Origin of the sequence: Moryella indoligenes (genome assembly GCF_030812885.1) — a bacterium.
Taxonomy (GTDB): domain Bacteria; phylum Bacillota; class Clostridia; order Lachnospirales; family Lachnospiraceae; genus Moryella; species Moryella indoligenes.
This window is the reverse complement of the sequence record NZ_JAUSTO010000006.1, coordinates 78,954-103,333: the sequence shown is the minus strand read 5'-3', so window position 1 is coordinate 103,333 and position 24,380 is coordinate 78,954. Positions and strand designations below refer to the sequence as shown.

The following is a 24,380-nucleotide window of genomic DNA, read 5'->3' as shown; positions in this document are numbered from 1 at the left end:
CGTCTGCTTTTTTCGACTCTGAGACAAAGGGATAAAAATGCCTCATAACACTTCCCCAGTATATACCTGTCGCAGTTCTAACTCAACTGTTCTTTCTGTTTCTGCCGTATAATCACTGTGGCATTAAGCGTGACAGTATGCGGGTAATGCTGTCCGTCCCTGTCTGCGCTCTACTCCACCCCACGCCTCATGTGACCGCGGGTATAGCTCGGATAGGGCTCCGCACAGTCTCTTCCATAAATAAAAGCTTCCCGGCATCCGGTGAGGATACGCTCTGTCTCCGCCGCAGATTCCGTTGTGAGCAGCACCCGCACGGAAACAGGATTCAGCCGCTCCACCTCGGCGCGAAGTCCCGTGAGACTCAGTGGCTCTGCATTCAGAATCACATTACAGCAGTAGCTGCAATGATTCTTCACAGGCATTTCCATGCCGCGTCTGTCCTTAAGCGTGAGCATACCCGGTCTGTGATCGCAGCCCTTCAGTGTCTTCTTAAGACACTGCGCAGTGACCATCATCGGCAGCCGTCCGGACACCACAAGCTCACTGTCCTCGCAGTTCAGAAGCCTGAGCTCTGCCGCATTCAGCTCCACGGGAAGCGTGAGACGGTGAGCGCCATGCGCCTTAAAAAGCAGTGCGGCACGGCGGTTCATTGCGTAAACCTGAAAGTCATAGTACAGTGCCGGGAGCTCCCGCCCCGCCTGATCAAAGCAGCGTCGGAGAAAGCCCGGCTCCTCCAGGGAGCGGATCAGAAAGCCGTCAAAACCCGTCTCCAAAAGACAGCGCTCTCTGTCCCGAAAGTAGTGATATGCCTCACTCCGAAAGATTGCTGGCAGCGCAAGCAGCGCCCGCTTATTCTGCCGATGCAGCTCACGGACATAGTGCATCCAGCGCTCCGCAGGAACAGCATCCGCCTCAAAGCTCAGCTCATCAAAGGCTCCGGAGCGCAGGCAGGACTCGAGCTGTTCCTCCGTCTCGCAGCTCACATGAAGCGTGCGTCTTCTCTCTTCCCTTCTGTCCTCCGCAGTTCGCTCCGCTTCTGCTTCACAGTTCCCCGGCAGCACAGGGAAACGCACATACGGCTCCCCGGGCGGCACGGCCGCTCTCTCGCTGCGCGAGAGTATCCGATTCCGCAGCGCAGCAATCGCCTCTCTACGCAAGGCATTGATCTGTCCGACCGGGAGGAAGAGTCCCGGCTGAAGAGAAATGTCCAGCCGCTCAAAATAAAAGTCTGTGTCACCGGTCTTATTGAGCCTCGCGCGCAGCTCCTCTTCCGTAGCTTCCATCTTTTTTGCGGGCTCAGGCACAGCTCCGCAGACTGCAGCTCCGCACTCTGAGCCATCCGGCAGCGTACAGCGGAGCGAGAGCCGCATCTCCTCTCCCGCAGCAAAGCGCGCATTTCCCTGTATGGGCAGCTGCAGCCGTGCATTCACAAAGCTGTGATCCAGCTCCTCATTCAGCTCCTGATTGCCCTCCCGGAAGGCAGGCTTCTCCCGCAGTGCAAGCATATCCCTTCCGTTGTGCTGAAAATAGTAACCCTCCGTCTGTCCGCCCCGGTCAAAGAGATCCAGAAGCCGCCGCCTGTCCCCTGGTTCTACATGAAAGCCCTCGCGTCCCTCCTTCCGGTAGAGATCCAGGTAGTGCCGCCATATTGACACGACGCCGGCGGTATAGCGCGGGCTCTTCATCCGCCCCTCAATCTTAAAGCTGTCTATCCCGGCCTCAATCAGAGCCGGAATGAGATCCAGACTGCAGAGATCACGACAGCTCAGCAGATAGCGCTCCTCTCCCCTGTTCAGTTTCTTTCCGTCCTGGTGTGCAGCGTAAGGGAGACGGCAGGTCTGTGCACAGCGTCCCCGGTTTCCGCTGCGGCCGCCGATCAGACTGCTCATGAGACACTGCCCCGAATAGGAGAAGCAGAGAGCACCATGCACAAAGGTCTCCACCTCCAGCCCCGTCACCTGTTTGATCTCCTTAATTTCCTCAAGACTCAGCTCCCGCGCGGGAATGAGCCTGACTGCTCCAAGCTGCTTCCAGAAGAGCCCGCTCTCCGGCCCCGTCACCGTAGTCTGCGTGCTGGCATGCAGCGGAAGCAGAGGAAAACAGCTGTGCAGAAGTGAAAAGGCTCCCGCATCCTGTACAATCGCGGCATCCAGTCCCGCCTCATAATAAGGCGCCATATAAGTCGGGAGTCCCTGAAGCTCCGTTTCCTTCATCAGTGTATTCACTGTGAGATGCACGCGGACGGAATGCAGGTGCGCATAATGAATTGCATCGATCAGACTGTCCTCATCCGGATTCTCTGCATAGGCGCGTGCGCCATAGCGTTTTCCACCGATATAGACTGCGTCCGCGCCCGCATTCACTGCCGCTCTCAGGCTCTCCGGCGATCCGGCCGGAGCCAGAAGCTCCGGAATCCTTCTCTTATTTTTCAAGGAGCTCATTGACCTCCTGTTCCAGTGCGTCTGCGCGTGTCTTCAGCTCTTTTGCGCGCTGCTCTGCCTGCTGAAGCCTCTCCCGGAGCCTGTCAAGCTCCTGCGCCTGCTCTTCGACTTTCTTACGCTGCCCTGAGAGTTCATACAGCTGTTTTGCGATCTCCTTCCGTGCTTCCTCTGAAGCAGTGAGACGCTCCTTCATGCGCTCTGTCTCGATGCGCTTTTCCACGAGCTCCCGCTTCAGTACATAGACCTCCGACTCATGAGCCTCCGACTCTGACTTCAGCCTCTGCAGCTCATCCCTCGCGTGCATACAGTCATCCGCAAGATTCAGACTGAGAGTCATGGAGCGCTGCTCCGCATTCTGGTGCCCGTACTGCTGCGAGCGCTTCAGCTCTGAGATCTTCCCGTCCAGATATCCCGCAACGCGCTGCAGATACTCTGTCTCTCCGCCGGAGAGAGGAATCACCTTTCCGTCAATTACAACATCAACCGCAGGCTGTTCCTTAAGCTCTGCGTCATTTTTTCTGATTTCCTTCATACTTTCACTCCTGTTTATCCGGACTGATCCCAAGATGGCGGTACGCGCGCGCTGTCGCCACGCGGCCGCGCGGAGTGCGCATAATGAGCCCGTTCATAAGCAGATACGGCTCATACACATCCTCCAGGGTTCCGGCATCCTCTCCCAGCGCCGCTGCGAGGGTATCCAGCCCCACCGGCCCGCCTCCGAACTTCTCTATCATCATGAGCAGAATGCTTCTGTCCCCATTGTCCAGGCCAAGCTTGTCCACATCCAGAGTGTCAAGCGCGTAATCCGCAGCCTCCCGGGTGATGATACCCTCGTACTTCACCTCCGCAAAGTCTCTGACCCGCTTCAGCAGGCGATTCGCAAGGCGGGGTGTTCCGCGGCTTCGCCTCGCAATCTCCTTACAGCCCGCGGGATCTATCTCCACACCGAGCACTGCCGCAGAGCGTCGTACGATCTCCTCAAGCTCGGCCTCCGAATAAAACTCAAGTCTCTGCACCACACCAAAGCGATCTCTGAGTGGTGCGGACAGAAGTCCCGCCCGCGTCGTCGCGCCCACCAGCGTAAAGTGCGGAAGATCCAGGCGTATGCTTCTCGCCCCGGCTTCCTTACCTATCATAATATCAATGGCAAAATCCTCCATCGCCGGGTAAAGAACCTCCTCCACCTGACGGTTCAGGCGGTGAATCTCATCGACAAAGAGCACATCTCCCTCATGCAGATTGTTTAAAATCGCGGCCATCTCCCCCGGCTTCTCAATCGCAGGCCCGGAGGTCACCTTCATATTGACTCCCATCTCCGCGGCTATAATACCGGAAAGCGTAGTCTTTCCAAGTCCCGGCGGACCGTAAAAGAGCACATGATCCAGGGACTCCCCCCGTCCCCTGGCCGCCTCAATATAAATCTTCAGTATGGATTTCAGCTTTGTCTGCCCGATGTAGTCCTTCAAAAGACGGGGTCTTAAGCTCTGCTCAAGCCTCGCCTCCTCCTTCACCACTTCGGTGCTTATAATTTTTCGTTCCATCTCTCTCTTTCCGTACATTCACACGATATCCCGCAGCAGCTCTGAATTTTTCAGAAATGAAAGCCCTTCAGCGCAGCCTTTAAGATCGCCTCCGCATCCATGGCGGAACTGTTCTCCACCTTCCGCACCGCCCGCGCTGCCTCTGTCGGCGCGTAACCGAGCTGCACCAGAGCCTCGATCGCCTCCCGCTGTGCCTGTGCGCTCTGGGACGTGGATGATGCTGCCGCCCCTCCGCTCTGCTCCGACATATAGGAGAGCTCATCCAGAGATACTCTGTCCTTTAAGTCGAGTATGATGCGCTGTGCCGTCTTTGCTCCGACACCCGGCGCCCTCGTGAGAGCCTTGGCATCCCCCGTCACCACTGCAACGCGAAGTTCATCCGGCGTCAGCACAGAGAGCAGCCCCAGTGCACCCTTCGGTCCGATGCCGCTTACATTCAGAAGCTGGCGGAACATCTCCAGATCATTCCGTGAACCAAAGCCGTACAGCGTGAGCGCATCATCCGTCACTCTGAGGCAGGTATAGATCGTGACCTCCTCTCCGACAGACGGCAGCCCCTCGACAAGCGACAGCGGCACATTGATATTGACACCGACAGAACCCGCCTCGACCACGATCAGCGATCCTTGAGTCTCAGCCAGTGTTCCTCTGATATATGAAATCATTGCGTCCTCCAGATCAGCCTGAACAGCTGTAATACACTTCCCTGAAGTTTATCACAGCCTTTCCAATCTGACAACGAAGAGGTATACTGAGGAGGACTGGAGGGATGAAGATGCAGCTCTTTCAGATACCGGAAGCAGTGATATTTGACTACCCCATAAGAAAGCTCGGCGTTCTGGAGGATTTTCTGTTTCTTGACATAGAGACTACGGGACTGTCCCCGGCAAATGCGCAGATCTACATGATCGGCGCTCTTTCTTATGCGGAGAAGAGCGGCTGGATGCTGCGTCAGTGGTTTGCAGACAGTCTGTCTGCGGAGGAAGAATGCCTGCGCAGCTTCTTTGATTTTGCAAAAGACTTTCGCATCCTCATCCACTATAACGGAGACAGCTTTGATCTGCCCTTTCTCTCCCGCTGTGCGTCGCAGTACGGCATGGGCTGTCCCCTCGACGAAATACAGAGTCTGGATCTCTACCGCGCAGTTCGCCCCTTCCGCAAGCTTCTCGGCACGGAGCGCATGAACCAGAAGCGCATGGAGGAATTCCTGTCCATCTCCCGCACAGACCGCTTCAGCGGAGCTGAGCTGATCTCTGTCTACGAGCACTGGCTAGTCACACCGGAGACTGCCCTGCTGCAGCAGCTTCTTCTGCACAACGAGGAGGATATCATGAACCTTCCGCAGCTTCTCTCCCTCCTCTCCTACCGGGATTTCTTTCAGAGTGCGCCTCAGGAGCTCTCTGTCTCCGTAGATGAGACTGCCCTGCTGCTTCATTTTCACACAGACAGCCGGATCCCGGTTTCTGTGCGCCAGCTGCTTGAAGCAGCCGGCTTTCAGGCAGAGCTCTCTCTCAAGGACAATGCTCTAAGTCTCCGTATTCCGCTTTTTCACGGAACACTCCGACACTATTTTACAAACTACAGAGACTACTACTATCTCCCTCTGGAGAATAAAGCCATTCACAAAAGTCTGGCGGAGTTTGTCGATCGCTCGGCAAAGGTCCGGGCGAAGGCGGAACATGCCTGTGTGCCGGCAGAGGGACTTTTTATGCCGCTGCTGTGTGAAGCTCCGGCAGAGGCGACTCTCTTCCGGGAGAATCCGCGCGGCAGACCCTATCTTCGGCTGAGTCAGGATTTGCTTGAAAACACTGCGCCCGGTTTCTGGCTGAATTACACAGGTGCAGCACTCTCTGAGCTTGGATTTTGCAGCAATGACGGGAAAGCTCAGAAGTAGCCCAAACAGGAAATCCACAGGGATTTCCTGTACAATTAAAAAAGCCACGGATCTCTCCGTGGCTCAGTGGACACTGTTTATTTGACTACGCTTACATTGACTGCCTGCGGTCCCTTTGCGCCGTCTATGATATCATATTCCACCGCAGCGCCTTCATCAAGGGTTTTATAGCCTTCCATATTCAGTCCGGAGTAGTGAACGAATACATCGCCGCCCTTCTCGTCTGAAATAAATCCATAACCCTTTTGATTATTAAACCACTTGACTGTACCCTTGCTCATAACACAAATTCCTCCGAAAATAATGAATTGACTTGCAGACCTCTGTAGCCAAATTCACAATAACACGAAAAAAATAATGTGTCAAACAATTTTGACAGTCTGGAGTATCTCATGAAATTTCACAACGTTTTTCACCACTTCATCACCATTTCCATTCACAAGCTGACCGTCATGGATCTCTGCTTCAAGCTTGGACTTCTGAGACAGGGCCTGCTGCACGATCTCTCTAAGTACAGCCCAATCGAGTTTCTTACCGGCGTGCACTACTACCAGGGGGATCGCAGCCCAAATGCTGTGGAAAGGAATACCTTAGGTTACTCCGCCGCATGGCTGCATCACAAGGGAAGAAATCTCCATCACTACGAGTACTGGATGGACATCAATCCAAAGACCCGGGAATGGGAGGGCGTGAAGATGCCGCTCCGCTATGTGCTGGAGATGGTCTGCGACCGCATTGCAGCCTCAAAGGTCTACAACGGCCCGAACTACAGCGACAGCACACCGCTGCAATACTACAGGGACAGAAGCGAGAGCTCCCGCCTGCACCCGGATACCAGAGCGCTGCTTGAGACTCTGCTCATCATGCTGAGCGAGCACGGGGAGCGATATACCCTGGGATATATGCGCTGGCTTATGAAGCATCCGCAGTCCTATGAGCACAGCAACGGGACAGCACAATAAATGCTGTCCCGTTCAGAACCAGAGCTTTCATTTTCAGGCGAGTCCGTGACCTCAGTGCCTGCTCTCAAGAAGCATGGTATGAAGCTCCTCGATAGAGAAACTGTACTTCTTCTTACAGAAGTGACAGCTCAGCTCCACCGCCTTCCCCTCATCTATCATACTCTGAAGTTCCTTCTCTCCTACGGTAAGCAGAGCTTTCTCCACTCTCTCACGACTGCAGCTGCATGAATAGCGACAGGGCAGCTTTTCTGTAATCTGAAGCTCCATATCTTCCAGAATAACAGAGAGCATATCCTCAGGTGTCTTTCCCTCCCGCAAAAAGTGCGTGACGGAATCTACACCGCGCAATCTGTCCTCAAGCCTCTCTGTGAGCTCCTCCGGGCAGCCGGGCATGAGCTGAATCAGAAAGCCTCCGGCACAGTTCACCGTGTTCTCCCGATTCATCAGTACACCGAGCCCCACACTTGAGGGTATCTGCTCGCTGTTCGCATAATAATAGGTCAGATCCTCCGCAATTTCTCCCGAAATGAGCTCCACCTGCCCCACGTAGGGCTCCTTCAGTCCGAGATCTGAGATCACGGTGAGCGTTCCGCGTCCGACTGCCCCTGCGACATCCAGTTTTCCCTTTGCGTTTGCAGGAATCACGACCGCCGGCTCATACGGGTACCCCTTCACATTGCCGCGGCAGTCCGCGCTGACCAGCAGGCCGCCCATTGGTCCATCGCCGTCGATCTTTAGCGTGATAAGATCCCTCTCGTCCTTCATCATACTGCCCATGATCACGCCCGCTGTCAGCAGACGTCCCAGTGCAGCAGTTACAACGGGGCTGGTGTTGTGGATGCTTCTGGCTTCCTCCACGAGCTCCCGGCTCGTAACCGCAAATGCGCGTATCATCCCCTCCGCAGCAAATGCTCTTACCATATAATCATTCATGTATTTATCCTGTAAGGCGGCAGCTGGCAGCTGCTTTTCATCAGCTGCCAGCCATCCGCTGTATGATATCAAAAAAGGTTCTTTCGTCACCTGAACGATCAGAGCTCCGGCGTCTTACCATGCTCTCCCAGCGTGATCAGGAGACGCTCTGTGCCGCTGTCCGGCATAACCATGGTGTCTGCATCAACACAATCCAGCCATAGAAGACCCGCAGCAGTGGCTGCCGTCTTCAGCTCCTCTATAGTATAGGCCCGCTGAAAATGGGTCTCTGTAAAGCGGCGGAACCTCGGATCTGCTTCCTTCTCCTCACGGATATAGAGGGTCAGATCGTACTCATTGATTCTTGTATCCGGGTCATAGGAATTCTCCCATATAAAGCTGCCGAGCTCCCGGTTCTCCGCGATTGTATTGTCCGCAAGCACGGTCTCATACTTGTGCACGGTATTGCAGTCGAAGACAAAGATCCCCTCCGGATCCAGATAATTATTCACCAGACGGAACAGCGAGAGCAGCTCATCTGTTCCAGTGAGATAATTCACTGCATCGCAGCGGCTCACAATGGCACGGCAGGTTCCATAGAGCTCAAAGGAACGCATATCCTGACAGAGATACAGAATATTCTGTCCCTTCTCCACCTTCTTCTCAAGGGCAATCTCCAGCATATCCTCGGAATTGTCTATGCCTATCATGTCAAAGCCCTTTGCCGCGAGCAGCTCTGTGAGGCTTCCGGTTCCACAGCCGAGGTCCGCTACAATGCCGCTCTCGATCCCGTGCTCATGAAAGATCTTCAAAAGCTGCTGACACCACTCGTCATAAGGAACATTATCCATGAACAGGTCATAGACCCGTGCAAAGCTCGTATAAGCCTCCATCGCTCGCTCCTTCCCCCGGATTCAGTCACCGCAAAGCCTGCCCTGGCCCGTCTGTCGCCCCCAGGGGGTACTCAGGCATTCTTTCCGCAGCAGTGCTTGTATTTCTTTCCCGAGCCGCAGGGACAGGGATCATTTCTGCCGATCTTATGCGGCTTTCTTATGGTTCCGCTTGCCTTCTGCTCCTTATAGAGCTCCTTCCGTCTCTCCTCTGTGAGTATTGCATCCCACTGCGGGAGACCGTAGAGCCAGCTCGCCTTCGCCTCCACCATATTGTAATAGAGTTTCTCCGGATCAATTGCAAGCCTTACCTCGGTATCCTCTTCCATGGTCTCAATGGGATTTGCCTCCTTCAGACTGTCGTTGATTCCGTCCAGGAAGCCAGTCATGGTCTGCACGTCCGTGCTGTATTTCTCCGCGAGCGCCTTCACCGAGCCCTGCTCCACCCTAGAAACATCTGTGAGAAGCTTCTCGTAAATCCCCTTCTCCACGATGAAATATTCCTTCCAGAGCACTTCCTTCTGCTGCTCATTCGTGCCGTCTCCGTACGCTTTGACTCTCCAGTTTTCAAGTAAGGTCATAAAACTACCGCCTCTTCTTATTATTTTATGGCTTTCGCCGTATTTCCCGATAACGGAACGATTATATACCACTTTGCGCTCGATTGCAAACCGCTGCCCGTCCTGCCGCACGCCCTGGTACAGGCGCATTTCTCTGCCGCTGTTCCGTCATTTACTCAGAGCTTCTCTCTGTAGTGGAACTCAAAGCTTTCCTTCTCTATGGAATCGAGCTCTGCATAGTGCTCCGTCTCAACCGGCAGCTTTCTCCGCGCGAGGCGGTGCCGTATGAGCCGTTCTGTAAGCCGCGTGATCACTGCAAAGGTCGGAATTCCCACGACCATACCGACGATTCCCCAGATTCCTCCGAAAAAGAGAATGGAAAAGAGCACCCAGAAGCTGGACACGCCGGTCGTCGAACCGAGTATCCTGGGGCCCAGAATATTCCCGTCAAACTGCTGCAGGATCAGAATGAAAATACAGAACTGCAGTACATAAAAGGGCGAGGTCATGAGCAGAATCAGCGCACTCGGGATCGCACCGATAAAGGGCCCAAAGAAGGGAATCACATTCGTCACCCCTACAAATACGCTGATCAGCAGAGTGTACGGCATCTTCATGAAGCTCATACAGATGTAGCAGATAATGCCGATAATGACAGAATCTATGATCTTTCCGACGATGAAATTTGAGAACACCGACTTGACAAAGCGGGCCTCCGTGATGATATCATTCGCAACTCTGATAGGAAAAAAAGCATAGATCATTTTCTTGGTCTGCGCAGAGAGCAGATCCTTCATATTCAGACCATAGGCCATGACAATGAGTCCGATAAAGAAGTTCTTTAAGACTGCCAGTATCTTCACCACGCCATCTGTCATCTGAGAGATATATTTATTCAGATTTGGCATGAAATCGCTGGTGATCCAATTGTCCAGCGTGCTGTAGATCTGATCGTAGATGCTGAGCACCATGCTCTCCATCTCCTCATCTCCCCCAAAGAAGGAGGAATGAATCACCGCACTCACAGAGGTCGCATTCTCAGGAAGGTTCCGAATCAGCTCCCGCACTCCCTGAATCAGCTGCGGAATGAGCATGGCGATTAAGGCCGTGAGTATCGCCAGGATAATGATCACACAGAGCAGCGTCGCGACAGATCTTGCGATCATACCTCCAAATTTTCTTCTGCGCTCCTGCTCCTCCGCGCCGAGCCTGCTCCAGCGCTTTCTGTCCGCCGCAGTTTCTCCTGAAATCATGCCGCTGAGCGTTCCGGTGATTGCATTATAGGTCGGCGCCATCAGAAAAGACATGACAAAGCCATAAATCACCGGCATCAGTATTTTCGTGATAGTAGCAAAAAAACGGCTCACCTCTCCAAAGCGATTGATCAGAAAGGAGACCAGCAGGGCGGCCACAATCACAGAAAATGCTGTCACTCCCCACGAGATATACGGACGATTCTTCTCACTGAACATCTGAGACCTCTCTACTCTAAATATTTCAGAACCCGACAGAACGGATTTCACTCATGTAAAAAGGCAGCGAAAAACGCTGCCTGATTTTAATAAGCAGCCCCAAAATGCCGGTCTTACTTATTGACGCCTGGCATAGCCAGGTGGGTGACCGCACCCGAACATCTGCCTTCCGCTCGCGGCGGCCTGACATCCGAGCGGGAATAAGGTCTCCCTGTCATATATTTGCAGGTTCAAAATTGGTAAGATTGTCGAACATTCCAGGTGCTGCCCATATGCAATTAAAAAACAAAACCGTTCACATAATACCCTAACTAAATTATACCCGCAGCACCCTTATAAGTAAAGTGCTTTCTCAGTCCACTGAAATCTGGTAAATCTGATACTCCCTGAGGAGCTTGTAGCCCAGCTTCTCCGCAAGCCCTACAGATGCGAGATTCGCTGCATCCCAGTTCGGTCTGAGTCCGTGCTCCATACAATCAAGAAGAAAGCGCGCAGCAGCGGCCGACGCAAGCCCCCGTCTTCGGAAGGAGCGCTCCGTCGCCACTTCAACCTCCATCATCCCCATGGAAAAAGCATAGGCTGAGCAGGCGCTGACCATGCGCTCTCCCTGCATGACTGCAAAGCCCATTCCAAACTGCCGGTACTGCTGCTCATTTGCAAAGCTTGCCACAAAATCCGCGCTCCACTCTGCAGAGAGCGCCTGACGGTAAAGCGCCTCATCAAAGCGACGCAGTGCAAAGCCCTCCGGAAGCTCCGAGATATATTTCTGCAGGATTCCGGAATCAAAGCCCTGCTCCGGCACATTCAGTGCATAGCGGGTCAGAGTGCGGAAGCGTCCGCGAAACTGTTTCTCCAGCCACAGACCCCAGCGCTCATGCTCCACGGTTATATTGCTGTCCGCACACTCTGTGCAGAGTGTGTTGTAGAGATCAATGGATGCTGCCCCCCGCGGCGGAAGTCCCAGCAGGTAGGAGAAGCGCCCCACTCTCACAAGACAGAAGGAGGGATGCTCCGTCACATATACCCAGACCCGTCCCATGGAACCCTCCATCGCAGAGCGCACCAGAACCTCTGTACTCTCCGCTCCAAGCAAAGCTGCCGCCGCCCGATTTGCCATGCCAAGCTCTATCATTTCTTCCATCCTCCTGTCATCGCCTGAAGCTATGCGGAATCAGAATCCGAAACGAAATCCGATAAGCTCTATCTTACCACAGCAGCCCGGAAATCGAAATGTAAAAACATGGAAAATGCTGTCCTCCCGCGACAGCTCTCCCCCGCTGCGCAATCACAGATTCAGCAGCGTCTTCAGGAGACCGCGCCCCAGACTCGCGCCGACATTTCCCCCGATCTTCTTGCCAAAGCTCCCGCCGACACTCTTGCCCAGCTGATTTCCGACCTCTCTTCCTATGGTACCCACAGCGCTGTTGCCAATGGAAGCTATGGTGCGCTTCTTCTTGAGCTCCGCCTGCCTTGCCGCCTTCTCCGCGGCAGCCGCCTCCCTTGCCGCCTGCTTCTCTGCGGCAGCTGCTTCCCGCGCAGCAAGCTTCTCCGCAGCTGCTGCATCCTTTGCGGCCTGCTTCGCAGCCTCCGCCTCCTCCCGCTGCTTTGCCTCCTCTGCGGCCTGCTGATCATATCTGCTAAGCAGCAGCTCATAGGCAGACTCCCGGTCTATACTCTCTGCGTACTTCTCATACAGGTCGCTGGTCAGCACAGTTGCCTGCTGCGTGACCTTATCCAGTGCGCCTATCTGTGACTGAGGCGGCAGTATCTTTGCAATACGGCATACGGAGGGAGCGCCGTCCTCCTGCAGGAAGGAGACGACTGCCTCCGCGGTCTTCAGCTCCTGAAGCGCCGCAGCCGTATCAAATTCCGGATTCTTCCGGAAGGACTCCGCCGCTGCGCGTATCCCTTTCTGTTCTGCCGGCGTGTAGGCGCGCAGCGCATGCTGTACCTTATTTCCGAGCTGCGCAAGCACTCCTCCCGGAATGTCGCCCGGATTCTGCGTGATGAAGAAGATCCCCACTCCCTTGGAACGTATGAGCTTCACTACCTGCTCAATCTTCTCCAGCAGTGCCTTCGGTGCGCTGTCAAAGAGAAGATGCGCCTCATCAAAGAAGAACACGATCTTCGGCTTTTCCAGATCGCCCGCCTCGGGGAGCTTCTCAAAGAGCTCCGTCATGAGCCATAGCATGAAGGTCGCATAAATCGTCGGATCATTGATGAGAGAGGTGGAATCCAGTATATTGATGAGGCCTCTGCCCTCTGCATCCGTGCGGAACCAGTCCTCGATCTGCAGGGCGGGTTCCCCGAAGAACTGCTCTCCGCCTCTGCCCTCCAGCGCGACCAGCGCCCGCATGATAGCGCCGATACTGTTCTTTCCTATGTTTCCATAGCGCTGACGGTAATCGGCAGCATGATCCTCCACATAGTTCAGCATGGAGTGAAGATCCTTCATGTCAAGAAGCAGCAATCCCTCCTCATCCGCGATACGAAACACCACATCCAGAAGATCACTCTGAATTTTGTTCAGATCCAGAAGACGTGAGAACAGCAGCGGACCGAATTCGGACACAGTCGTGCGGAGCGCCAGCCCCTTTTTTCCGAGTATGTCCCAGAACTCCGTGGGATAGGCGCGATAGGAAAAGCCCTTGTCTTGAAGACCGAAGCGCGCGATACGCGCCTGCATATCTGCGCTGTCCGCGCCGGGCCTGCACATCCCTGCAAGATCTCCCTTCACATCTGATAGAAAAACAGAGACTCCCGCGTCCGAGAGGGACTCCGCCAGGACCTTCAGCGTGACCGTCTTTCCGGTTCCCGTTGCGCCGGCTATGAGTCCGTGACGATTTACCATCTTTGGAAGTATGTAACAGGGCTCCTCCCCGCTGCTTGCAAGCCATATCTTATCATCGTAATACATACAGCACTCCTTTACTGACTGACCGGCTGTCGCCGCTCCATAGTTTCCTATCAACTACTATAGCAAGAAAAAAGCACCCGGCATAGAGCAAATCTCTCCGCCTGATGCTTTATCTCATGAATTCTTTATGAATATTCCATACTTCTGAATATTCCGTACCTTCGACAGCTCTGCGCTGAAATATCAGAGCGCGATGCGATACTCCGGAGAAGCGTCTCCATTTACAACATAGTACGCCGCGTTCTCCTCCGGCTTGATGTAGAGTTCCACGGTCTTCAGCTCAACGTCTTTGTGCTCCGCCTCATAGGCCTTCACTGCTGCCTGCATCGCATCCTCTGCAGAGATCTGCCTTCCCTGATACTCGATAAGTACCGTGTATTTCACAGCCTTCTTCGCCGACGGCTTTCCGGCTGTCACAGTCTTCTTTGTCGTTGTCTTCTTCCCGGCAGACTTCTCTGCGCTCTCCCCCGCTGACCCTCTGACAGAACTTGCCTTCTTCACCGTGCCCGCCTTCTTTGCCGGAGTCGCCTTGCCCTTCGGCATCACAGCCTTAAGCTCTGCCTCACTGCTCTTTTCACTCTTCTTAACCATTTCCGTTTCCTCCAATACTTGCTTTCTGCGTCCTGCCGCTCTGGCCTCTGCCTCCCGGAGAAGCATTCTCTTATCAATCAACAATGTCAGGCCCTCCTCCGGACAGCTCTGCCGGAACGATATCACAGCTGTTACCACAGTTTCCAAATCTCTCCGTTTTTATGTCAATCAATGTCGGAGTTGGCGCAATTATATAACCGTCGCAAAACTTTGTCAACAATATATCATTCCATTTCAGATCTGTATTTCTTTTCTGAATTTTTACAATTTCGCCCGCATATGCTACAATAGGAAAAATTTATTTGAGCACGCAGACCACAGCGGCAGGAATGGAGCAGGCTATGCAGATGAAGCTTTTGATGGACCGGATCCGCACAAGCGGACAGGTGGAAAAGGGAAATATTCTGAAGGTAGATTCTTTTCTGAATCATCAGATTGATGTTGCACTTCTCGAGGAAATAGGAAAGGAGCTGAAGCGGCAGTTCTCTGACCGGGAGATCACCAAGATACTCACCATTGAGTCCTCGGGCATCGCGATCGCCTGCATCGCCGCCCGCTACTTCCACTGTCCCGTAGTGTTTGCCAAAAAATCAAAATCCTTAAATATCGCGGGTGATGTCTACACAGCCAGAGTAGAGTCCTTCACCCATAAAACCACGAACGACATCGTCGTCTCCAGAAAATTTCTTCTTCCGGAGGATAAAATTCTTATCATCGACGACTTTCTTGCAAATGGCAAGGCAATTCTGGGGCTCTCCGACCTCGTTCGTCAGGCCGGCGCCACCCTCGTGGGCGCGGGCGTGGTGATCGAAAAGGGCTTTCAGGACGGCGGAAAGCGCATTCGCGAGCTGGGAATCGACCTCCACTCCCTCGCCATTGTGGAATCCATGGATCCGGATACGGGCATTGTGTTCCGCAGTGAGAACTGAGGACGCTCAGAACTTTCCGCTGGAATGCGAATGCCCGCTTGAGCTTCTGCTCGAGCCGCTGCTCGAGCCGCTGCTACCGGAGGATGAAGGCGGATCGTAAACTCTGTTCTCTGTCGTGTGTGTGTAGCGGTCCGAGCGATGGGTAATCTCACTGCCTGTCATATCCAGGTACTGCTCCGCCATGCTCTCTTTGCTGACGGAGATCATTTTTTTGCGCAGCCACAGAGCTGCAAGGATGGATACCAGAAGGCCCAAGAGAAGAGAAATCAGTGCGCCCAGCAGCTTTGTGAGCGGCATGGTTCCGATCGAGACCGGCTTCCCCTCCGCTGAGAGCTTCAGGTATTTCCCGCTCTCCTCCACGTAGTCCTTCAGACCTCCGTACCAGTCGTCCTCCTTGAAATGCTCCTTGAACTTTTTTGCCAGCTGCTCCTTTCCAAAGTCATTGAAGGAGCGGTGCGCAAATTCGCCGAAGGCACAGAGATCATAGTCACGCTGTGCCATGGACAGTACGAGGCACAGGCAGTCCCTGTCAGCGCCGCAGCCCAGATCATAGCCGACGCGAAGCTCCTCCGAGACTGTCTCTATGGATTTGGACTCGCTGTAATCTGACATATCCTTCATTGTGATGATATAGACATTGCAGTGATAGTCCTCGGCTATTTTTTCAAGCTTCTCACTGAGCTCCTTTCGCTGCTCCGCGGTCAGAATCTCTGCCTCATCAAGCAGCAGAGGCAGTCCCTCTCCCCAGCGCTCCGGCATGAGCCGCATAATGGGTGCGCTGTCGTAATACCCAAAGCTGTAGTCATAGCCGTGAAAGCGTCCAAAGACCCCTTCCTCTGTCATCTCTCCCTCAAAGCTGTTTCCTGCATTGTCCTCAAAGGAAAGCGCATCTGTCTCAGAGTCATAGTCCCAGCTGATGGGATAGGCGCAGTGATCATAGACCACCATGCCACTCCCGCCTGCATTCAGAACGACATACTCTCCCGTGCAGCTGTACTCCGTGCCGTTCTCCATGCAGCTCTCTGCACGCAGCACTGCAAGACACAGAGCATCCTCTTCTCCGCTCTCCTCCGTGCTGTCCGCAGGCGGCACTGTCTCTGAGGACACATCCGGGCTCTCCGGCACATAGACGTAGCTGTATCCCCCGTAGATGCCACTCACGGATCCATCTGAAAGGTAGGCTGCCACAAGCTCATAGCCTTCTGCATCAACAACGTAAAGTGCGTCTCCCTCTGCTCGCCACTGGATCGGACTGATCTCTCCATTGAAGCATATCTCTCCCTCTCCGGAAATATCCAGTCTCAGGTACTCTCCCTCACAGCTGTACTCCGTGCCGTCCTTCTCGCAGTGCACAGCGCGGTAGAGCAGGGCGCCGTCTCCTTCCGCCGCAAACGCAGGAAAGGACAGCATAAGCAGGAAGAGGAAGAGCATGGAAAAACTTGAAAGTATTTTTTTCATTCCATCCTCCTATATTTCCTGCAGCATGCTCACGATGAGCCAGGCTATGCCCGGCCCAAGCCGCAGCAGATAAAACAGAACGGCTAAGACCAGTCCCAAAGCCGCCACAAAGCCGCGGAAGCGCGCCTCTGAGACCGGAAGATTTCCCACCATCTTACCTGTCTGTCCATTCATCGCAAAGGTATATTCCTGGTTCGCCCACTTCACCTTCAGCATCCACACCGGAAGCAGGGCATAGTGCACCTTGCCGCGGTTTATAGAGACCCTGGCGCTTCGAAGACTCACGCTGCCGTAGCCCGTCACGTCGCGGCGCATCAGCTCCTTGGCGCTGCTCCTGCAGCGGCTGTCCGCGCGCTCTGAGCTCTCCTTCAAACTCACATCATACTTATCTGCAAGATAACCGGGGAGATAGGCCATGGAGAAAGCTTTCAGTCCCTTATAGTCAAATGGCTCCAGCGAATCCATGAGGTCATCCGGCATTTTCTTGCTGGCATCGGTCGGAACCATTGCAAAGCTGACGGTTCCGCCGCGCTCCACATCGTAGTGCGCTGTGCGGGTGACTCTGTAATCCCCTTCTCTGTATGTACTCACATTGCTCGCATGAAAGCTGCACTCCGCCTCCGCACTCCCGTCAAAGAGCCAGAATGGAACATAGATCCCCTGAATCTTCTTCAGCTGACTCTGGCTCTTAAAGCTCCCCGGCAGGAAAAGATGCCTTCCGAAATGCTTTTTCAGTGCGTCGATCGCACTGTTTTTGTCCAGCTTGAAGGGAATGACATAATTCGGCTTCATCCCACCGCTTAGCTGGCCCGGAACGATGGTAGGATTTCCGCAGTAGGGGCACTGTGTCGCCGCGGTGGTCGCCTCACACATAAGCTCTGCGCCGCAGCTCGGGCAGCTGTAGCTTCGCATGCTCTCCGCATCGACGCCCCACTCCGCGCCGACCTCTGAGCTGTCCCAGCTGCTGCTTTCCGGCTCCTCCTTCTCAGCGAGAGGCCCGCCTGCACCGCTCTCTGTCCCGGCAGGAGTCTGCGTCTCTTCTACTGTATCTGTAGCGCCTTCACTTTTCCCGGCTTTTTGGACTGCCTCTGCCGCCCTTCTCGCCTTCTCCGCGTAGAAGGACTCTACCTCCTCCACGCTGAAGCTGCTGCCACAGTACTCACATTCCAGCTGACCGGAGCCGCTCGCAAAATGCAGGGGACCTGTACACGCAGGGCATTGATAATTGACTACCTGATCAGGCATTGATTGCTCCTCCACAGAACTCACAGCAGCCCGCAGCATTCGGTGTTGTGGTCGCCCCACAGTATGGGCAGGTCACAGCAGTCTTCGGAGCATTTTCTGCAGCAATGCTGTCCCGCGTCTCCTGACGGATCGCTGTCAGCGCCTCTCTGATCTCCATTCCCATGTTATAGTACTCCGCAAAGTCGTGATTCATCATTCGCGGATCACCGGAATTCTGCAGTGCGGCTCCCGCAATGCCCCGAATTACGCTGTTGAGGATATTTCCCTGTATATTGCTGCTGCGCATCCCCATGCCGTTATAACTGCCCATACGGTTCATCGTGTTCATGTCGCGTATCTCAACGCTCATGTTGTTCAGCTTGAAGCTCATATCATTGAAGTAGGGGTGGTTCACGCGTATATTCATCTGGAAATCATAGCTGTATCTGTAACGCGGGGGATTGTAGCTGACGTGCTGGGTGTGACCATCCTTGTCCTTCACCTCGCGCTTCTCTTCTATCTCATGCTCCTGCACATCCAGATCGCAGCCCGTAACCTGTGAAAAGTCCAGCACATCCGGATTGGCCTCAGCGAGATTTCTGGCTGCAGTGACCATGAAGCGGCGCGCGTCCTCGTCCAGCAGCACCTTCGTGTTGCGTCCGATGGTGCGCGTCGTGTGGAAGGAGGCAACCTTCTGCTGATTTTCCTCGCGGTAGACGAGCTGTGCCTTGATATCCTCCACTGTTGATTTTCTTCTGTCCGAGAACCAGGGGGAGAGCTTTGAGGCACAATTTTTGCAGCAGTTTCCGTCCTCCAGCTTCCTGTTCCCCAGAAGTCCTATCTCTCCTCCGCAGATCGCACACTCCTTCTTCTCAAAAAGCTTTCCAAAAAATCCCATTGCATACCTCCTGTTCTTTAAATGACCAATGATAAAACAAAGAATAGCTTCTTTTTATCTCTATTTTATACAAAATGAACTGTCAAAACTATGGTACTGAGTATACTTTTAAGGACCGGAAGCACAATAATCGAAGGTTTTCCCCTGCAAGCCAAAAACAGAGCCCTTCATGGGCTCTGCTCTCACCACTCTCTCTCAAGCTCAGACAATCTGCCGCAGCGGCGGAAGAGATCCACCAGAAGCATGAGCTCATAGTTCGAGGAAATATTCAGTTTGGTATAAATACTGCGGTTATGCTTCTTGACCGTGCTCAGACTGATAAAAGCAAGCTCAGGTATCTCTGAGACCATGTAGCCATCCATATAGTAGTGAAAGATATTGTACTCTGCTGTGGTCAGCTGGTGCACGCCCTCAGAGAAGCAGAGGAACAGCTCCTCAATATTGGGAGGCAGCTCTTTGGAAGAAATCGGCTCTGCCTGCGGCTGCGTGTTCAGAAATTCAATCAGCTGATCCAGCTCGGAAATCCCGGTATAGGCATTGCCGCTTTCATCGTTTCTCCGTATTGCCTCAATACCGTCTACGATGGGCTGAACAAATTTTTTAGAGACAAAAACGGACAGAAGCACCATACACAGGATAAAGCCCAGAATTGCAAAAAGCACGGCGTTCCGTCCCGACGCGAGATAGCCGCTGTAATGCTCCTTTGGCAGAAGCAGCGCAATCACCCACTGCTCCCCCTCTTTGGCCGGCAGGGTCAGAATCCGGTGACAGCCGACATAAGTCGTATTGCCATCATAGTAACAACACAGGCCCTTTTTCTTTTGAACTACCAGCCTTGGCCTGTTGCTGAACCACACACCGCTCTGCCCTCCGATGAGACCATCCGAGAGATTCAGCACACCGTCCTTCATAGGTGCGAGCACTGTAATGAGCGATCCAAATCCTGTCTCCACTGCCGGATAAGCGAGGCGCATATAGAGCTCGCTCAGCTCCATACCGCACATTCCATAGAACTCTCCGTCGGAGCCTCGAAGCGGTGCACAGTAAAAGAGAGCTTCCTCCCAGACCCTGCTGATCTTTTTTCTTCCGGTCCAGAAGCCTTTACTCTGCACGTTGTGACGCATATCCTCAAATTCCGGAAGATAGTCTGTATCTACCTCCAGGTTCCAGCGATTGTGAAGCTCCAGCCCCTTCTCACGCGCCAGATCCGGTATGCCGCGGAAATAAAACACATCCGGATCCAGCTGCACACTGCTGCACACATTGGAAAGCCGCAGATATACAGCACTGCGGGAGTGTGAAGCCTCCGGGAGTTCCGTATTGGTTGTTGCATCCAGAATCGCAAAATCTCCGCTGCTTCGCACAACCTTCAATGTTGTATTGAGCTCTGCATACAGTTCCCGCTGTTCTTCCAGAAGCAGCTCCGGATTGTCATTGAATGCCTGAAAAGGCTGACCACTCTCCTCCAGTCGGTACTCAATTCCATGGCTCAGTGTTTTTGCCAGATTATTTCCATATGCCGTCATGGTATCCACCAGCTCCTGTACAGAATCTGAGGTAGCCATCAGCTGCTGTTCCATAGACTGGCGCACACTCGTCTCACGATTAAAAAGCATACCGGAGCGATACAGGAACAGCACCAATACACCGAAAGCTGCAAGGGTCATAAAAAGCAAGTGCACGAGAAGTCTGCGGCGCAGCGTACTCCGCTTACTGCCCGCTTTCTGCAGAAGCTCCCTACGCTTTTTAAAATCAAGCCATTTCAAACTCACTTGCGACACCTCCCCTGTTCCTGCGAGCCTCTACGCCTATTTCCCGGCGCGCTGCACCGCAAGCTTCAGCGCGGTGAGAGCCTCCTCGGCAAGCTGCTCCGCCAGTGCATTCTGAGCTGTAATCGCCTCCTCGCTGAAGCCCTCATCCTCCGGAGAGAGCGCCGCGAGATACTTCTCCCGTGCATTTTGCAGTATCTTCCTTGCGTTTTTCTCCACAGACATCTCCAGATCGAGATAAGTCGAAAGCTGTGGAGGGGTATAAAATTGATAGTCGCGTCGCGTCTCATTCATTGCGTGATAGAGACTGCGGTACTTGCCGCTCTCCAATGTCTCTGCGACCTCCGGCAGCATGGCAAAGGCCTGCTCCGTGACCGGCATATAGCCTGTGCTCGTCACAAACCGCAGATTGCACTTTGGTTCTGTGAGCCACTTCAGAAATTCCACCGCAGCGGCCTCCCGCTCCGGATTCGATTTTGTGAGACAGAATCCCGCTCCGCGTTGTATTGCGAGCTTCTCTCCGCCCTTCATAATAGGCAGTGCATAGGAGACGACCTGAACGGGTTCAGATACATTGTCCGGATAGGTCACAATATCCTCATAGTAGAGCACACTCGCTGAAGAAGCCACACTCGCAACTGCCTCTCCCGTGCGGAGGGGATCGGTGGCATAGCCATCCCCCAGCCAGACTCCCCCCTGAATCGCCGCTCTGGCGTAGGGCATCCAAACTCTGTGAAAAGCCTCCCCAAAAGCGAGCTGATTGCCGGAAAAGAAATCCTCTCCGAGCGACTCCGTCCCAAGCTGAAGGTAATTGAAGTGATAATCGTGCACAAAAAAGCATCTGCCGTCATGAGGAATATCCGGGGTCTTCGCATCAAGCCAGCGATAGTAATCCTCTGACATGGCAAAGAGTCCCTCCCAGGTTCTCAGCTGTTCAAGGTCTGCCCCCGTATCTGCGGAAAAGCGATCAAAGAGTGTCTTGTCAAGAAAAAGTATCTCTGTTGATTTCGCAGCAGGCAGCACAAGCAGCCTTCCGTCTATCATTCCTTCCTCCAGAAATTCAGGCAGAAAAGCAGAGAGCTCCTTCTCTGAAAAATAATCGCGGTAATCCACAAGCACTGCGCTGTCCGGCATAGCAAGTACAGTCTTCGGGTAGGATATAAAGAGATCCGGAAGCTTCGCTGCTCCCGGCTCATGATTGGCCGCTGCAAGCACGGACTCATGTATGGTATTGGTGTTGGACACCTGCATCACCTGCAGGATAATTCCCTTCTCTGCCCCAACGGTCTCATTGAATTCATCAATGAGCTGGTTCAGAGGAGAATCTGTCTGCCCGCCGTATACATGCCACACAGACAGGGTGATGGGCTCCTTCTTCCGCGCTCCACAGGCCGACAGAAATAATGCAGCAGATAAGAGCAGCAGACCTAAAACGCGGCTATAACCATACTTATTCATTCTTTCCTTCCTGCGCTGTGAGCGCAACGGTTTTAGGTTAATAAAGCTCATTATACGTTATCTGCGTCTAAAAAGAAACCAAAACTTAGTCCGCTGCTCAACTGATCAGCTCTCCCAGAAAGCAGTTCCCGCCTGCGCGCAGTGTGAGCAGCACGACTTTCGCATGAGCCAATTTCCTGCATGAGCTGCTATTTTGTACACGTATTTAGTTATTATTATACTGTTTTTCTTCTCCCTTGCATATGTCAGAGCGAAAGGAAACGGAATAAAAAGTGTCCCTGTCATTCTGTTTTAAAAGTGTGATACATAGAACTTCCCATCACCTTTGCTTTGATTTCCTCTGTTTTAAGGATCTTCCCATAACTTACAACTCTCCCATCCAGAACAAGCGCCGGTGTACTCATAACGCCGTAGCTTGCAATGACCGCAAAATCAGTAATGAGCTCTACCGTATCATCCATTCCTAGTTCTTTCAGTGCAGCCACTGCATTAGCCTCCAATTCGTGACATTTTGCACAGCCGCCACCTAAAACTTTAATCCCGCCATTCCTTTTGCCTTCTTCAGCCTTTACCATTTCTTCCGGGGTACAGTTGGCTCCAGAACAGCAAGACTTTATTTTTTTTTTCTTTTTCTCTAATCCGAATAATCCCATCTTCACAGCCTCCTAAATCAACATATATTGAAAAATATTAAACAGATATCCAAGCAGGATGATTCCAACAGTACAAATACCAGTGAACACAGCCAGCAATGCCGGCTTTATAGCTTTTTTCAGCATAATCAGTGATGGTAAGGAAAGTGTTGTAACCGCCATCATAAAAGAAAGTACCGTTCCGAGATTCGCGCCTTTGTTAAGTAATGCCTCGGCAATCGGAATTGTTCCAAAGATATCCGCATACATGGGAACAGCTACCGTCGTAGCAATCACTACGCCAAACGGATTGTTATTTCCAAGAAGGGACATAACCATACTCTCTGGAATCCAGTTATGAATTATGGCTCCAATCCCTACACCAGTCAGAATGTACGGGAATACCTTCCTGAAAGTTCCTGCTACCTGTTCCTTGGCATACTGCATTCTGTCCTTCCATATGAGAGCAGGCGAATCAATATCCACTGCGCCTGCATTGCGAATAAATTCCTCCACATGGCTCTCCATGTGAAGCTTTTCAATGAGCGTTCCACCAATCACCGCAATTACAAGTCCCGCCATTACATAAACGAAGGCCACCTTTGCACCGAAAATACTCATCAGAAGTACCAGACTACCCAGATCTACCATGGGCGACGAAATCAAAAACGAAAATGTCACTCCAAGAGGGAGTCCCGCACTGGTAAAGCCGATAAATAGAGGAATCGAAGAACAGGAACAAAATGGTGTCACAGTTCCAAGCAATGCGGCAATACAATTTGCACCAATTCCATGAAATCTGGCCATAATCTTCCTGCTTCGTTCCGGCGGAAAATAGCTCTGCACATAGGAAACAACAAAAATCAACAGACAAAGCAAGACTGTAATCTTGCTTACATCATATAAAAAAAAGTGAATACTTCCACCCATTCGGCTACTGATATTTACTCCGAACTTCAAAAGCAACTCCCCTGTCAGCTCATACAGCCACTTCATTCCCAGAATTTGATTTTGAAAAAAATCCCAAATCATTTACAAATACATCCTCCTTCTTTTTTGGTATCACAGCTGCACACAAGTCTGCCGATATACGCTCTGTAGGCTGTTAATGTTTCACAATTCAGAGAGTAATAAGACCATTTGCCTTCTCTGCGAGTATGAATGAGTTTGCATTTGGAAAGAACTTTCATGTGATGAGATAATGTTGAATGATTGATATCAAATTTCCCAAGCAACTGACATGCACACTGTTCTCCTAATGTTAGCAGACTTACAATTTTTAATCTGTTTTCATCACCCAATGCTTTGCAAATCAAAGCGACCTCTAATTCATTCATGTATTACACCTCTCGATCAATAAGTTGATAGCAATCAACGTATAGTATAATTATCATGTTAATAGTCGTCAACATATGCTGCTAAAAAAAATTACGCGCCACAACAAAAAACACCCTCCTCACCGCTCACTCGGCAAAGAGGGTAGATCGCGTTTCTCCGGGGTGTCTTTCCTGTGTTTTACGTTCTGGATCAGCAGCTCAAACTCCTGTGAAGTCGATATCGCCTCTGGAGAGAAGCACTACTGCCTCCACATGAAATTATTAGGCTATTTCATGCATAATCGGTTATAGCACTATTTTTCAATGGTTATAGCGTCTTTTCTTGTTCTTAATCATCTACTCAGTTCTCTTGCGAAAGTATGCTATTTTATTAGATTATTCATTTAATAGTCTTTTCAATTCTAGATTGAAATTCTTCCTCTTGTTCGAGTTCATACTCCTCTTAAATCTCTGCTTCATATTGTGGACATTTGTAGTCTTTCAAAAACACATGAT

Annotated in this window: 23 protein-coding genes and 1 other RNA gene; 3 read left to right on the top strand and 21 right to left on the bottom strand. The window is 52.5% G+C overall.

Going from position 1 to position 24,380, the window contains the following annotated elements; all coding sequences use genetic code 11:
- Positions 1–170: 170 nt before the first annotated feature.
- From J2S20_RS06185 to ruvA, 4 genes are read right to left on the bottom strand one after another with little or no spacing between them, the layout of a single operon-like run.
- The gene (locus J2S20_RS06185) at positions 171–2,441 is read right to left on the bottom strand and encodes a U32 family peptidase (RefSeq protein ID WP_307254248.1); all 2,271 of its coding nucleotides are present in this window, start codon (positions 2,439–2,441) and stop codon (positions 171–173) included.
- Positions 2,422–2,973 (bottom strand): cell division protein ZapA, encoded by a 552-nt coding sequence (locus tag J2S20_RS06180; protein WP_106611781.1) that lies wholly within the window; start codon positions 2,971–2,973, stop codon positions 2,422–2,424. The genes J2S20_RS06185 and J2S20_RS06180 overlap by 20 nt, the downstream gene beginning before the upstream one ends.
- A gap of 4 nt (positions 2,974–2,977) precedes the next feature.
- A complete protein-coding gene (gene ruvB / locus J2S20_RS06175; protein ID WP_106611984.1) occupies positions 2,978–3,982 on the bottom strand; it encodes a Holliday junction branch migration DNA helicase RuvB in 1,005 nt (334 codons plus the stop codon).
- Positions 3,983–4,032: 50 nt separating this feature from the next.
- Positions 4,033–4,647, bottom strand: a complete 615-nt coding sequence (gene ruvA, locus J2S20_RS06170) for a Holliday junction branch migration protein RuvA (RefSeq protein WP_106611780.1) — start codon at positions 4,645–4,647, stop codon at positions 4,033–4,035.
- Positions 4,648–4,751: 104 nt separating this feature from the next.
- On the opposite strand from ruvA, the gene J2S20_RS06165 reads away from it, so the two are divergent.
- Positions 4,752–5,876 (top strand): ribonuclease H-like domain-containing protein, encoded by a 1,125-nt coding sequence (locus J2S20_RS06165; RefSeq protein ID WP_106611779.1) that lies wholly within the window; start codon positions 4,752–4,754, stop codon positions 5,874–5,876.
- A gap of 77 nt (positions 5,877–5,953) precedes the next feature.
- Here J2S20_RS06165 and J2S20_RS06160 read toward each other — a convergent pair whose 3' ends face one another.
- Positions 5,954–6,157: a cold-shock protein gene (locus tag J2S20_RS06160; protein ID WP_106611778.1), complete on the bottom strand. Its 204-nt coding sequence runs from the start codon at positions 6,155–6,157 to the stop codon at positions 5,954–5,956.
- A 111-nt stretch (positions 6,158–6,268) separates the two neighbouring features.
- Between J2S20_RS06160 and J2S20_RS06155 the strand changes: the two genes are divergently transcribed.
- Positions 6,269–6,838 carry a DUF5662 family protein gene (locus tag J2S20_RS06155; protein WP_106611777.1) on the top strand — a complete coding sequence of 190 codons (570 nt, stop codon included), beginning with the start codon at positions 6,269–6,271 and terminating at the stop codon, positions 6,836–6,838.
- A gap of 51 nt (positions 6,839–6,889) precedes the next feature.
- On the opposite strand, the gene hslO is transcribed toward J2S20_RS06155, so the two are convergent.
- From hslO to J2S20_RS06115, 8 genes are all read right to left on the bottom strand, one after another.
- Complete coding sequence (hslO, locus tag J2S20_RS06150) at positions 6,890–7,771, bottom strand: Hsp33 family molecular chaperone HslO (protein ID WP_307254243.1); 882 nt, start codon at positions 7,769–7,771, stop codon at positions 6,890–6,892.
- A 98-nt stretch (positions 7,772–7,869) separates the two neighbouring features.
- Complete coding sequence (locus tag J2S20_RS06145; protein ID WP_106611776.1) at positions 7,870–8,643, bottom strand: class I SAM-dependent DNA methyltransferase; 774 nt, start codon at positions 8,641–8,643, stop codon at positions 7,870–7,872.
- Positions 8,644–8,714: 71 nt separating this feature from the next.
- The gene (locus J2S20_RS06140; RefSeq protein ID WP_106611775.1) at positions 8,715–9,221 is read right to left on the bottom strand and encodes an SEC-C metal-binding domain-containing protein; all 507 of its coding nucleotides are present in this window, start codon (positions 9,219–9,221) and stop codon (positions 8,715–8,717) included.
- A 155-nt stretch (positions 9,222–9,376) separates the two neighbouring features.
- Positions 9,377–10,672, bottom strand: coding sequence for an AI-2E family transporter (locus J2S20_RS06135; RefSeq protein WP_106611774.1), 1,296 nt, complete (start codon positions 10,670–10,672; stop codon positions 9,377–9,379).
- Positions 10,673–10,765: 93 nt separating this feature from the next.
- A non-coding RNA gene (gene ssrS, locus J2S20_RS06130) (6S RNA) lies at positions 10,766–10,939 on the bottom strand.
- Positions 10,940–11,024: 85 nt separating this feature from the next.
- On the bottom strand, positions 11,025–11,813 hold the full coding sequence (locus J2S20_RS06125) for a GNAT family N-acetyltransferase (RefSeq protein WP_211355549.1): 789 nt from the start codon (positions 11,811–11,813) through the stop codon (positions 11,025–11,027).
- Between the two features lie 144 nt (positions 11,814–11,957).
- Entirely contained in the window at positions 11,958–13,589 is a 1,632-nt protein-coding gene (locus tag J2S20_RS06120) for a helicase HerA-like domain-containing protein (RefSeq protein ID WP_106611772.1), read from the bottom strand.
- A gap of 183 nt (positions 13,590–13,772) precedes the next feature.
- Positions 13,773–14,261, bottom strand: a complete 489-nt coding sequence (locus tag J2S20_RS06115) for a DUF6465 family protein (RefSeq protein ID WP_146137128.1) — start codon at positions 14,259–14,261, stop codon at positions 13,773–13,775.
- Positions 14,262–14,527: 266 nt separating this feature from the next.
- Between J2S20_RS06115 and J2S20_RS06110 the strand changes: the two genes are divergently transcribed.
- Positions 14,528–15,109, top strand: a complete 582-nt coding sequence (locus tag J2S20_RS06110; RefSeq protein WP_307254235.1) for a xanthine phosphoribosyltransferase — start codon at positions 14,528–14,530, stop codon at positions 15,107–15,109.
- A gap of 6 nt (positions 15,110–15,115) precedes the next feature.
- On the opposite strand, the gene J2S20_RS06105 is transcribed toward J2S20_RS06110, so the two are convergent.
- From J2S20_RS06105 to J2S20_RS06070, 8 genes are all read right to left on the bottom strand, one after another.
- A complete protein-coding gene (locus tag J2S20_RS06105) occupies positions 15,116–16,567 on the bottom strand; it encodes a TPM domain-containing protein (protein WP_106611770.1) in 1,452 nt (483 codons plus the stop codon).
- 9 nt (positions 16,568–16,576) lie between these two features.
- Positions 16,577–17,812, bottom strand: a complete 1,236-nt coding sequence (locus J2S20_RS06100) for a TFIIB-type zinc ribbon-containing protein (RefSeq protein WP_106611769.1) — start codon at positions 17,810–17,812, stop codon at positions 16,577–16,579.
- Positions 17,805–18,689 carry a DUF4428 domain-containing protein gene (locus J2S20_RS06095; protein WP_106611768.1) on the bottom strand — a complete coding sequence of 295 codons (885 nt, stop codon included), beginning with the start codon at positions 18,687–18,689 and terminating at the stop codon, positions 17,805–17,807. The genes J2S20_RS06100 and J2S20_RS06095 overlap by 8 nt, the downstream gene beginning before the upstream one ends.
- 182 nt (positions 18,690–18,871) lie before the next feature.
- Positions 18,872–20,461: a helix-turn-helix domain-containing protein gene (locus tag J2S20_RS06090; protein WP_106611767.1), complete on the bottom strand. Its 1,590-nt coding sequence runs from the start codon at positions 20,459–20,461 to the stop codon at positions 18,872–18,874.
- A 36-nt stretch (positions 20,462–20,497) separates the two neighbouring features.
- Complete coding sequence (locus tag J2S20_RS06085; RefSeq protein WP_106611766.1) at positions 20,498–21,916, bottom strand: extracellular solute-binding protein; 1,419 nt, start codon at positions 21,914–21,916, stop codon at positions 20,498–20,500.
- Between the two features lie 281 nt (positions 21,917–22,197).
- Positions 22,198–22,569 (bottom strand): thioredoxin family protein, encoded by a 372-nt coding sequence (locus tag J2S20_RS06080; RefSeq protein ID WP_106611765.1) that lies wholly within the window; start codon positions 22,567–22,569, stop codon positions 22,198–22,200.
- Positions 22,570–22,581: 12 nt separating this feature from the next.
- Entirely contained in the window at positions 22,582–23,580 is a 999-nt protein-coding gene (locus tag J2S20_RS06075; protein ID WP_106611764.1) for a permease, read from the bottom strand.
- Positions 23,577–23,885, bottom strand: a complete 309-nt coding sequence (locus J2S20_RS06070) for an ArsR/SmtB family transcription factor (RefSeq protein WP_106611763.1) — start codon at positions 23,883–23,885, stop codon at positions 23,577–23,579. Before J2S20_RS06070 ends, J2S20_RS06075 begins: the two co-directional genes overlap by 4 nt.
- Between the last annotated feature and the right edge of the window lie 495 nt (positions 23,886–24,380).